13 protein-coding genes are annotated in these 11747 nt (G+C 40.0%); 12 read left to right on the forward strand and 1 reads right to left on the reverse strand.

Annotated elements, in window-relative coordinates:
- Window positions 1–64: 64 nt before the first annotated feature.
- Window positions 65–1411 (reverse strand): glutathione-disulfide reductase, encoded by a 1347-nt coding sequence (gene gor, locus DSY56_RS00595; protein WP_112443493.1) that lies wholly within the window; start codon window positions 1409–1411, stop codon window positions 65–67.
- Between the two features lie 287 nt (window positions 1412–1698).
- Between gor and DSY56_RS00600 the strand changes: the two genes are divergently transcribed.
- The 12 genes from DSY56_RS00600 to DSY56_RS00655 all read left to right on the forward strand — a co-directional run bounded on the left by DSY56_RS00600 (window position 1699) and on the right by DSY56_RS00655 (window position 11692).
- Entirely contained in the window at window positions 1699–2904 is a 1206-nt protein-coding gene (locus tag DSY56_RS00600) for an efflux RND transporter periplasmic adaptor subunit (protein ID WP_112443494.1), read from the forward strand.
- A complete protein-coding gene (locus DSY56_RS00605) occupies window positions 2888–3589 on the forward strand; it encodes an ABC transporter ATP-binding protein (RefSeq protein WP_112443495.1) in 702 nt (233 codons plus the stop codon). The genes DSY56_RS00600 and DSY56_RS00605 overlap by 17 nt, the downstream gene beginning before the upstream one ends.
- A 1-nt stretch (window position 3590) precedes the next feature.
- Window positions 3591–4850, forward strand: a complete 1260-nt coding sequence (locus DSY56_RS00610) for an ABC transporter permease (RefSeq protein ID WP_112443496.1) — start codon at window positions 3591–3593, stop codon at window positions 4848–4850.
- A 123-nt stretch (window positions 4851–4973) separates the two neighbouring features.
- The gene (gene metG / locus DSY56_RS00615; RefSeq protein WP_112443497.1) at window positions 4974–6971 is read left to right on the forward strand and encodes a methionine--tRNA ligase; all 1998 of its coding nucleotides are present in this window, start codon (window positions 4974–4976) and stop codon (window positions 6969–6971) included.
- 49 nt (window positions 6972–7020) lie between these two features.
- Window positions 7021–7203, forward strand: coding sequence for a hypothetical protein (locus DSY56_RS12160; RefSeq protein ID WP_112443779.1), 183 nt, complete (start codon window positions 7021–7023; stop codon window positions 7201–7203).
- Window positions 7204–7299: 96 nt separating this feature from the next.
- The gene (locus tag DSY56_RS00625) at window positions 7300–7620 is read left to right on the forward strand and encodes a PadR family transcriptional regulator (protein ID WP_112443498.1); all 321 of its coding nucleotides are present in this window, start codon (window positions 7300–7302) and stop codon (window positions 7618–7620) included.
- Between the two features lie 3 nt (window positions 7621–7623).
- A complete protein-coding gene (locus DSY56_RS00630; protein ID WP_112443499.1) occupies window positions 7624–8439 on the forward strand; it encodes a hypothetical protein in 816 nt (271 codons plus the stop codon).
- Window positions 8440–8513: 74 nt separating this feature from the next.
- Window positions 8514–9440 (forward strand): aldo/keto reductase, encoded by a 927-nt coding sequence (locus DSY56_RS00635; protein ID WP_112443500.1) that lies wholly within the window; start codon window positions 8514–8516, stop codon window positions 9438–9440.
- A 99-nt stretch (window positions 9441–9539) separates the two neighbouring features.
- Window positions 9540–9776 (forward strand): DUF2829 domain-containing protein, encoded by a 237-nt coding sequence (locus DSY56_RS00640; protein ID WP_000141912.1) that lies wholly within the window; start codon window positions 9540–9542, stop codon window positions 9774–9776.
- Window positions 9769–10467, forward strand: coding sequence for a 3-oxoacyl-ACP reductase (locus tag DSY56_RS00645; RefSeq protein WP_112443501.1), 699 nt, complete (start codon window positions 9769–9771; stop codon window positions 10465–10467). Before DSY56_RS00640 ends, DSY56_RS00645 begins: the two co-directional genes overlap by 8 nt.
- Window positions 10468–10476: 9 nt before the next feature.
- On the forward strand, window positions 10477–10956 hold the full coding sequence (locus DSY56_RS00650) for an NUDIX hydrolase (protein WP_112443502.1): 480 nt from the start codon (window positions 10477–10479) through the stop codon (window positions 10954–10956).
- A gap of 7 nt (window positions 10957–10963) precedes the next feature.
- Window positions 10964–11692 carry a GNAT family N-acetyltransferase gene (locus DSY56_RS00655; RefSeq protein WP_112443503.1) on the forward strand — a complete coding sequence of 243 codons (729 nt, stop codon included), beginning with the start codon at window positions 10964–10966 and terminating at the stop codon, window positions 11690–11692.
- Window positions 11693–11747 lie beyond the last annotated feature (55 nt).

The raw sequence follows: 11747 nt of genomic DNA on the forward strand, positions 1-11747 counted from the left end.
AACTACGGAAATACTCGCTTTTTGCTATTTAGAAGTGTTTTTTGCTTTGCTTCTTTTATTTCGATTAACGCATAGTTACAAATTCTTCAGATGCAGTTGGGTGAATCGCCACAGTTGCATCAAAGTCAGCCTTGGTTGCTCCCATTTTGATAGCAACAGCAAATCCTTGAATCATTTCATCAACACCGTATCCAATTCCATGAAGTCCGACAACTTTTTCTTCTGAACCAGCTGTGATCAATTTGAAACGAGTTTCTTGACGGTTGAAAGTGCAAGCAGAGTACATAGACGTAAAGCTTGATTTATAAACCTTGATTTGGTCTTGACCGTATTCTTTAATAGCTTGCTCTTCGGTCAATCCAACCGTTCCGATAGCAGGGTGTGAAAAGACAACAGTTGGAATAGTTGAGTAGTCCATTTTTGCAGTTGTTTTTCCGTTAAAGAGACGTTCAGATAGGGTACGCCCAGCCTTGATAGCTACTGGAGTTAGTTCTTTTTCGCCTGTTACATCACCTAGAGCGTAGATTCCCTCAACAACAGTATTTTGGTATTCATCCACTTGGATAAAGCCACGTTCGTTCAGAGTTACTCCAGCTTTTTCAAGTTGCAAGCCCTTAACGTTTGGACGGCGACCCGTAGCCCAGATAACTTGGCTAGCTGTGTGACTAGTACCATCTTCGAAATGAATGGTAATGCCGTCAGTAGTTTTTTCTAACTTGGCAGGGACTTTGTGAGTATGAAGTGGTAAGTTTGTTCTTTCCATTTCCTTGACCAGACCTTCAACGATGTAAGAATCAAAACCACGTAAAGGACGATCGCGGCGAACAAAGAGGTCTGTCTTGACACCAAAAGTGTGGAGTACGCCAGCCAATTCAACGGCGATATAACCAGCGCCTAGAATAGCAACTGATTCTGGCAATTCTTCCCAGGCAAATACATCATCAGAAGAGCCACCTAGCTCAGCACCAGGAATATTTGGAATACTTGGATGGGCACCTGTAGCAATCACGATATGTTTAGCACGAATCAACTCACCATTTACGCTAACAGTATGAGAATCTACAAATTCAGCATGACCTTCAATCAAGTCTACTCCGTTGCGTTTAAAACTGCCATCATAAGAAGAACGAGCGCGATCGATGTAGGCTTCACGATTGCGACGTAGGGTTGCAAAGTCAAAGTTAAGATCAGTAGTTTTAAAACCATAGTCTTCTCCAAATTGATGGAAAGTCTCAGCGATTTGCGCCCCGTACCACATGATTTTTTTAGGAACACAACCGACATTGACACATGTTCCGCCTAGTTTCTTTTCCTCAATAACGGCCGCTTTGGCTCCGTGTTCACCAGCACGGTTCATGGTAGCAATTCCTCCGCTACCTCCACCGATAGCAATGATATCATATTCTCTCATTGAAAACTCCTTTATACTCTTTTAAATAGTAGAGTGTCATTTTTTGATAGTCATATTCTATCTTTTTTTTGATGTGATTGCAAAAATCTGCTACGTTCAAAAAAATTAAAGAAAAGGCTTGCCAAATAAGTCAAAATAATGTATTATATAACTAGTACAATAGAAAAGGAGAATTTCCGAACGATTGTTTAATCCTGAACTGTCATTATTTCCATCTGAACTGCATTGTTTGCTGGAGGGAAATCTGGTATAATAGCAAAGTATTGTAAAAAAAAAGGAGTTTCATTATGAAGAAAAAGAATGGTAAAGCTAAAAAGTGGCAACTGTATGCAGCAATCGGTGCTGCAAGTGTAGTTGTATTGGGTGCTGGGGGCATTTTGCTCTTTAGACAACCTTCTCAGACTGCTGTAAAAGATGAGGCTACTCATCTTGTTGTTGCCAAGGAAGGAAGCGTGGCATCCTCTGTTTTATTGTCAGGGACAGTAACGGCAAAAAATGAACAATACGTTTATTTTGATGCTAGTAAGGGAGATTTAGATGAAATCCTTGTTTCTGTGGGGGATAAGGTCAGCGAAGGGCAGGCTTTAGTCAAGTACAGTAGTTCAGAAGCGCAGGCGGCCTATGATTCAGCTAGCCGAGCAGTCGCTAAGGCAGATCGTCATATCAATGAACTCAATCAAGCACGAAATGAAGCCGTTTCAGCTCCAGCTCCTCAAGCCTCTGCGCCAGCAGGAGGAGAAGATGCAACGGTGCAAAGCCCAACTCCAGTGGCTGGAAATTCTGTTGCTTCTATTGACGCTCAGTTGGGTGATGCCCGTGATGCGCGTGCAGATGCAGCAGCACAATTAAGTAAGGCTCAAAGTCAGTTAGATGCAATGACGGTTCTCAGTACCCTAGAGGGAACTGTGGTCGAAGTCAACCACAATGTTTCTAAATCTCCAACAGGAGCTAGCCAAGTAGTCGTTCATGTCGTAAGTAATGAAAACTTGCAAGTTAAGGGAGAACTGTCTGAATATAACCTCGCCAACCTATATGTAGGTCAAGAAGTAACTTTTACTTCTAAAGTGTATCCTGATAAAAAATGGACTGGGAAATTAAGCTATATTTCTGACTATCCTAAAAACAATGGTGAAGCAGCAAGTACAGCTGTAGCAGCAGGCGGTAATTCTGGCTCTAAATATCCATATACTATTGATGTTACAAGTGAAATCGGTGATTTGAAACAAGGATTCTCAGTAAGTGTTGAGGTCAAGAATAAGAGTAAAGCCATTTTGGTTCCTCTAACAAGTGTTGTGACTGAAAATGATAAGAATTATGTCTGGGTGCTTGACGAGCAGAAAAAGGCCAAGAAAGTGGAAGTTGGTTTGGGCAATGCTGATGCAGACAACCAAGAAATCACTTCAGGTCTGACAAATGGAGTCAAGGTCATCAGTAATCCAACATCTTCCTTGGAAGAAGGAAAAGAGGTGAAGGCTGATGAAGCAACTAATTAGTCTAAAAAATATCTGCAGAAGTTACCGTAACGGTGACCAAGAACTGCAGGTTCTCAAAAATATCAACCTAGAAGTGAATGAGGGTGAGTTTGTTGCCATTATGGGACCATCCGGTTCTGGTAAGTCTACTCTCATGAATATGATTGGGATGTTGGATACACCAAGTAGTGGAGAGTATTATCTTGAAGGTCAAGAAGTGGCTGGATTGGGTGAAAAACAACTAGCTAAGGTTCGCAACCAACAAATCGGTTTTGTCTTTCAGCAGTTCTTTCTTCTATCGAAACTCAATGCTCTGCAAAATGTAGAATTGCCCTTGATTTACGCAGGAGTTTCGTCTTCAAAACGTCGCAAGTTGGCTGAGGAGTATTTAGACAAGGTTGAATTGACAGAACGTAGTCACCATTTGCCTTCGGAATTATCTGGTGGTCAAAAGCAACGTGTGGCTATTGCGCGTGCCTTGGTAAACAATCCTTCTATTATCTTAGCAGACGAACCGACAGGAGCCTTGGATACCAAAACAGGCAACCAAATCATGCAATTATTGGTTGAATTAAATAAAGAAGGAAAAACTATTATCATGGTAACGCATGAGCCTGAAATCGCTGCTTATGCCAAACGTCAGATTGTCATTCGAGATGGGGTCATTTCGTCTGATAGTGCTCAGTTAGAAAAGGAGGAAAACTAAGATGCAGAATCTGAAATTTGCCTTTTCATCTATCATGGCTCATAAGATGCGTTCTTTGCTTACCATGATTGGGATTATTATCGGTGTTTCATCCGTTGTTGTGATTATGGCTCTAGGTGACTCCCTATCTCGTCAACTCAACAAAGATATGACCAAATCTCAGAAGAATATTAGTGTCTTTTTCTCTTCTAAAAAAAGTAAAGATGGGTCTTTTACTCAGAAACAATCAGCTTTTACGGTTTCTGGAAAAGAAGAGGAAGTTCATGTTGAACCACCAAAACCGCAAGAATCTTGGGTCAAGGAGGCAGCCAAACTCAAGGGAGTGGATAACTACTATGTAACCAACTCAACGAACGCCATTTTGACTTATAAAGATAAAAAGGTTGAAAATGCTAATTTGACAGGTGGAAACAGAACTTATATGGAGGCTGTTAAGAATGAAATTCTTGCGGGACGTAGTCTGAGAGAACAAGATTTCAAAGAATTTGCAAGTGTCATTTTGCTTGATGAAGAATTATCCATTAGTTTATTTGGCTCTCCTCAAGAGGCTATTAACAAGGTTGTAGAAGTTAATGGATTTAGTTACCGGGTCATTGGGGTTTATACTAGTCCAGAGGCTAAACGTTCAAAAATATATGGTTTTGGTGGCTTGCCCATTACTACAAATACTTCCCTTGCTGCGAATTTTAATGTAGATGAAATAGCTAATATTGTCTTTCGAGTGAATGACACAAGCTTGACTCAAACTCTGGGTCCAGAATTAGCACGAAAAATGACAGAGCTTGCTGGCTTGCAACAGGGAGAATATCAAGTATCAGATGAGTCAGCTGCATTTGCAGAAGTTCAACAATCGTTTAGTTTTATGACGACGATTATTAGTGCCATTGCAGGTATTTCCCTCTTTGTTGGAGGAACTGGTGTTATGAACATTATGCTGGTTTCTGTTACAGAGCGTACCCGTGAGATTGGTCTCCGTAAGGCTTTGGGTGCAACACGTGCTAATATTTTAATCCAGTTTTTGATTGAATCCATGATTTTGACCTTGTTAGGTGGCTTGATTGGCTTGACAATTGCAAGTGGTTTAACTGCCTTAGCAGGTTTGTTACTGCAAGGCTTGATTGCGGGTATAGAAGTGGGAGTATCGATCCCAGTTGCCCTATTTAGTCTTGCGGTTTCGGCTAGCGTGGGTATGATCTTTGGAGTCTTGCCAGCCAACAAGGCATCGAAACTTGACCCAATCGAAGCCCTTCGTTATGAATAAGATCAACAAGATGGACACTCGTCTATCTTGTTTTTGTATAGATTTCCCTATCGAAAATCCTTAAAAATGTGATATAATGAAGTGTTAGAAAAACAGGTTTCATTTGCCTGGAAAGGAAAAATTATGTCTGAAAAGAATTTTTATATTACAACGCCGATTTACTATCCATCTGGGAAACTTCATATCGGTTCTGCCTACACAACCATCGCCTGTGATGTCCTAGCCCGTTACAAACGCCTAATGGGCTACGATGTCTTTTATCTGACAGGTCTTGATGAGCATGGTCAAAAGATTCAACAAAAAGCGGAAGAAGCTGGCATTACACCACAAGCCTATGTTGATGGAATGGCAGTTGGAGTTAAAGAACTCTGGCAATTACTAAATATTTCATACGATAAATTTATCCGTACAACTGATTACTACCACGAAAAAGTTGTCGCACAGGTCTTTGAGCGCTTGCTGGCTCAAGATGATATTTACTTGGGTGAATACTCTGGCTGGTATTCAGTATCAGATGAAGAATTCTTTACAGAAAGCCAGCTTGCAGAAGTATTTCGTGATGAAGCTGGAAATGTGACTGGCGGTATTGCTCCATCAGGTCACGAGGTTGAATGGGTATCCGAAGAATCATACTTCCTTCGCCTCAGCAAATACCAAGACCGTTTGGTAGACTTTTTCAAGTCCCATCCTGAATTTATCACTCCAGATGGTCGTCTCAATGAAATGCTACGTAACTTCATCGAGCCAGGTTTGGAAGATTTGGCGGTATCTCGTACAACCTTTACATGGGGAGTGCCTGTCCCATCAAATCCAAAACACGTTGTCTACGTTTGGATTGATGCCCTTCTTAACTATGCGACAGCTCTTGGCTACGGTCAAGACGAACATGGTAACTTTGATAAGTTCTGGAATGGAACAGTCTTCCACATGGTAGGGAAAGACATCCTTCGTTTTCACTCCATCTACTGGCCAATCCTTCTTATGATGTTGGATGTTAAATTACCTGATCGTTTGATTGCCCATGGTTGGTTCGTCATGAAAGACGGCAAGATGTCTAAATCTAAAGGGAATGTGGTTTACCCTGAAATGTTGGTAGAGCGTTATGGACTAGATCCACTTCGTTACTATCTCATGCGTAGCCTTCCAGTTGGTTCAGACGGAACCTTCACTCCAGAAGACTATGTAGGCCGTATCAACTATGAATTGGCCAATGACCTTGGGAATCTCCTTAACCGTACGGTTTCTATGATTAACAAGTATTTTGATGGTCAAATCCCTGCCTATGTAGAAAGTGTGACTAAATTTGACAATGCTCTTGCTCAAGTAGCTGCTGAATCAATTGCTGATTACCATAAATACATGGAAGCAGTTGACTACCCACGTGCCCTTGAAGCAGTCTGGACCCTTATCTCTCGTACTAATAAATACATCGACGAGACAACTCCATGGGTCTTGGCTAAGGATGAAGCACTTCGTGACCAATTAGCAAGTGTCATGAGCCACTTGGCAGCCAGCCTCCGCGTCGTAGCACACTTGATTGAGCCATTTATGATGGAAACCAGTCGTGCAGTTTTGAATCAACTTGGTCTAGCAGAAGTTTCTAGCCTTGAAAACTTAAATCTAGCAGACTTTCCTGCAGGTGTAACAGTAGTTGCTAAAGGAACACCAATCTTCCCACGTCTCGATATGGAAGAAGAAATCGCCTATATCAAGGAACAAATGGAAGGCAACAAGCCAGCTGTCGAAAAAGAATGGAATCCAGATGAAGTTGAACTCAAACTAAACAAGGAAGAAATCAAGTTTGAAGACTTTGATAAGATTGAAATCCGTGTCGCAGAAGTCAAAGAAGTGTCTAAAGTAGAAGGTTCAGATAAGTTGCTTCAATTCCGCTTGGATGCTGGTGATGGTGAAGACCGTCAAATTCTCTCAGGGATTGCTAAGTACTATCCAAATGAACAAGAATTGGTTGGTAAGAAAGTTCAAATCGTTGCTAACCTCAAACCTCGTAAAATGATGAAGAAATATGTCAGTCAAGGGATGATCCTCTCAGCTGAATATGATGGAAAATTAACCCTTCTCACAGTTGATCCAGCTGTACCAAACGGAAGTGTGATTGGGTAAAAGTAGACAGGACTAGTTCATGCTAGTTCTGTTTTTTTATGTACACTCAATGAAAATCAAAGAGCAAACTAGGAAGCTAGCCGCAGGTTTCTCAAAGCACCGTTTTGAGGTTGTAGATAGAACTGACGAAGTCAGCTCAAAACACTGTTTTGAGGTTGTGGATAGAACTGACGAAGTCAGTAACCATATCTACGGTAAGACGACGCTGACTTTGTTTGAAGAGATTTTCTAAGAGTATCAACTATTATGCTTTACAAACTAGTGTGAAGTGGTATATTATAGATGAAGCTACTAGTAAGTATTACAAAATAGATAGAAGGGGGAAGGGATGAAAGAAACTCAACTATTAAAAGGTGTTCTTGAAGGTTGTGTCTTGGATATGATAGGTCAAAAAGAGCGATATGGTTATGAGTTGGTTCAGACTTTGCGAGAGGCTGGATTTGATACTATCGTTCCAGGAACTATTTATCCTTTGTTGCAAAAGTTAGAAAAAAATCAATGGATAAGAGGCGACATGCGCCCGTCGCCAGATGGTCCAGATCGGAAGTATTTTTCATTAACGAAAGAAGGAGAAGAGCGTGTCTCAGTCTTTTGGCAACAATGGGATGATTTGAGTCAAAAAGTAGAAGGAATTAAGAATGGGGATTAAATCATGAAGAAAATGAAGTATTACGAAGAAACAAGCGCTTTGCTACATGAATTTTCTGAGGACAATCAGCAGTATTTTGAGGAACTGTGGGATAGTTTTAATCTTGCTGGATTTCTCTATGATGAAGACTATCTCAGAGAGCAGGTTTATTTGATGATGTTAGATTTCTCAGAAGCAGAACGAGATGGCATGAGTGCAGAGGATTATTTAGGTAAGAATCCTAAAAAAATAATGAAAGAGATTCTCAAGGAAGCACCACGCAGTTCTATCAAGGAGTCCCTTTTAACACCAATTTTTGTCCTAGCGATATTACGTTATTATCAACTACTAAGTGATTTTTCTAAAGGTCCTCTCTTAACAGTCAATTTGCTCACATTTTTAGGGCAACTTCTTCTTTTTTTGATTGGATTTTGGCTTGTAGCCACAATCTTACGATGGAGTTTAGTCCAAGATTCTTCTAAAATGAAAATTGGCACTTATATTGTCGTTGGGATTCTTGTCCTTCTAGTTGTTCTGGGATATGTAGGAATAGGAAGTTTCATACAAGAAGGAGCATTTTATCTTCCTGCTCCCTGGGATAGTTTCCTTGTCTTTACGCTTTCTCTAGTCATCAGTATTTGGAATTGGAAAGAAGCGGTCTTTCGTCCCTTTGTCAGTATGATTGTTGCCCATCTTATTGTAGGCTCTCTGCTCCGTTATTATGCGTGGATGGGCATTTCAAATGTTTTCCTTACAAAATTCATTCCTTTAGCTGTTCTTTTTATTGGCATTTTTCTCTTGTTCCGTGGGTTTAAGAAGATAAAATGGAGTGAAATATAGTCAAAAAGCCGTTGCAAAGCGGTTTTTTGTTATAATGAAGGGAAGAATGTTAGAAATTAAAGGAGAAAAATTTGATGAGATACATAACTCTTGGTCAAGATGACAAAGAATTATCAGAAATTGTTCTCGGAATGATGAGAATAAAAGATAAGTCTGTAAAAGAAGTTGAAGAGCTTGTAGAAACAGCACTTTCTGTTGGAATCAATGCTTTCGACTTGGCTGATATATATGGTCGTGGTCGTTGTGAAGAACTGTTAGGTCTTGTCCTAAAAAATCGTCCAGATTTAAGAGAAAAGATGTGGATTCAGTCCAAATGTGGCATTCGCATAGAAGAATTTACCTATTTTGATTTTTCTAAGGACTATATTATAAAATCAGTAGACGGTATTTTGCAAAGATTGAAGATTGATCATCTGGACAGCTTGCTTCTTCATCGACCAGATGCTTTGATGGAATCTGACCAAGTAGCAGAAGCCTTTGATCTTCTTTATAAACAAGGTAAGGTTCGAGATTTTGGAGTTTCTAATCAAAATCCTATGATGATGGAGTTGCTTAAAAAAGATGTCAAGCAGCCGTTAGCTGTTAATCAGCTACAATTGAGTGCGGCTTTTACTCCAGGATTTGAATCAGGTTTTCATGTTAATATGGAAGATAGTCAAGCAGCTATGCGAGATGGCAGCATTTTTGAATATTGCCAATTACACGATGTGGTCATTCAAGCATGGTCTGTCTTACAATTTGGGTATTTTAAAGGGAATTTTGTTGGAAATGAGAAATTTCAAGCTTTAAATCAAGTACTTGATCGTTTAGCTATTAAATATGGAGTAACCTCTTCAACTATTGCCATTTCTTGGATATTGCGTTATCCAGCAAAAATGCAGGCAGTCGTAGGTACCGCAAATCCTAATCACTTGAGAGAAGTTAGCCAAGCGGCAAACTTTAGCTTAACAAGAAAAGAATGGTATGAAATTTATCTTGCAGCAGGGAATAATTTGCCGTAAGTAGAAGCAGATGTAAATAAATCACAGTCAAAAAGCCGTTGCAAAGCGGTTTTTTTGTTATAATGAAGGGAAGAATTATTGATTTTAAAGGAGAAAAACATGACATTTGAAGAAATTCTACCTGGGTTAAAGGCTAAGAAAAAATATGTACGAACTGGTTGGGGAGGTGCTGAAAACTATGTCCAACTTTTTGACACTATCGAGCAAAATGGGGTTGCACTTGAAGTGACACCTTATTTCCTAATCAACGTTTCTGGGGAGGGAGAAGGTTTTTCCATGTGGAGTCCGACACCTTGTGATGTTTTGGCGACGGATTGGGTAGAAGCGCATGACTAAACGTGTACTCATTACAGGAGTGAGTTCAGGGATTGGTCTGGCTCAAGCTCGACTCTTGTTAGAGAAGGGCTATCAAGTTTATGGAGTTGACCAAGGTGAAAATCCACTCTTAGAGGGTGATTTTCACTTTTTACAGAGAGATTTGACTTTGGACTTGGAGCCTATTTTTGACTGGTGCCCTCAGGTAGATATTTTGTGCAATACTGCTGGAGTGTTGGATGCTTATAAACCCCTATTGGAACAATCAGCGCAGGAAATTCAAGAGATTTTTGAAATCAACTATATGACTCCTGTTGAGTTGACTCGCTATTACTTGACACAAATGCTGGAGAATAAAAAAGGTACCATTATCAATATGTGCTCCATTGCTTCGAGCCTAGCAGGTGGCGGTGGACACGCCTATACTTCTTCGAAGCACGCCTTGGCAGGCTTTACCAAGCAGTTGGCTCTAGACTATGCTGAAACCGGGATTCAGGTATTTGGTATCGCTCCAGGAGCAGTCAAGACAGCTATGACTGCTGCGGACTTTGAGCCAGGTGGATTGGCTACCTGGGTTGCTAGTGAAACACCAATCAAACGCTGGATTGAACCAGAGGAAGTAGCAGAGCTTAGTCTTTTCTTAGCAAGTGGAAAAGCGAGCGCCATGCAAGGACAAATTTTGACAATAGATGGTGGCTGGTCTTTGAAGTAGGAGGATCTGATGGAAATCAAAAGACACTTTGGTGTCTACGCTGTTTGCTTTGAAAATGGGAAGTTACTCTGCATTGAAAAAACGAGAGGCCCTTATCAACATCGGTATGACCTACCTGGAGGCAGTCAGCAACTTGGTGAAGGCCTGACGGAAACGCTGACTAGAGAAGTTATGGAAGAGACGGGATTTACTGTTAGAAGCTACTCTAATCCTCGAATCTACGATGTTTTCGTCAGGGAAGAGTTAAAAAATTTTATGGTTCACCATATCATGGCCTTGTATGATGTTGAAATGAATGAGAGTGCACCTCAAGTTACGATTTCGGAAGCTGTGTCTGATGGTGCGAACGATTCACTTGGATATATTTGGATAGATATTCAAGAGATAACAGAAGAAAATGCATCGCCATTAGTCTTGAAGGTTAAGTCTGAATTATTAGGATTTACAGAACTGGGCAATACTTCTTACATGAATTGGAAGGTGAAGTAGGGGGATAATGGAACTATTTAAAACATGGAAGAAAAATATGGTTCTCTATGGTCTTAAATCTCAAATTGGAACTGTCTACCGAAACAATGATAGGGCAACAAGCTTTTATGATGTTGGGAATTTTCTATACCTAGCAGGGGAGTTGGATTCCAGATTTTGGGAAGATTTTGTTAGAAAATATGGTTTAGATTATAAGATTATTATTTCAGAAAATACTAATTGGCAAGATTTTCTGCATCGGAAAGTGGGGCTAAATTCTTTTACTCGCTATTCTTTTAAAGATAAGGCAAATTTTCAAGTCAAATTTCTAAATGATCTAGTTACTCATTTAGAGGAAGGCTACAATATTGTGCCTATTGATAATCATATTTATAACTGCTTTTCTACGGAAGAATGGTCACAGGATTTACAGGGGGATTTTGAGTCCTATCAGGATTTTGTTTTAAAAGGTGGATTTGGCTTTGTGATTCTTAAAAATAATGAACTGATTGCTGGGATTTCCTCAGGGTTAGTTTACAGTGAAGCAGTTGAAGTGGAAGTTGCAACTAGACCAAACGAACAAGGAAATGGATTTGCTAAAAAGCTTGGTGCTGCAATGATTCTAGAGAGTTTAAATAGAGATATGTTTCCACTTTGGGATGCTCATAACGAGGCTTCCAAAAAAGTAGCAGAATTTTTAGGATATGAGTTAATTGGACCTTATGTAGCTTTTGAACTAGAGAAAAGTGTCATATAATGATAGCTGATATTATATCTTTTAAGATGAGGTGAATGGACATGCAAAATTAACT

Source organism: Streptococcus sp. 596553 (assembly GCF_900411395.1).
Classification (GTDB): Bacteria; Bacillota; Bacilli; order Lactobacillales; family Streptococcaceae; genus Streptococcus; species Streptococcus mitis_BA.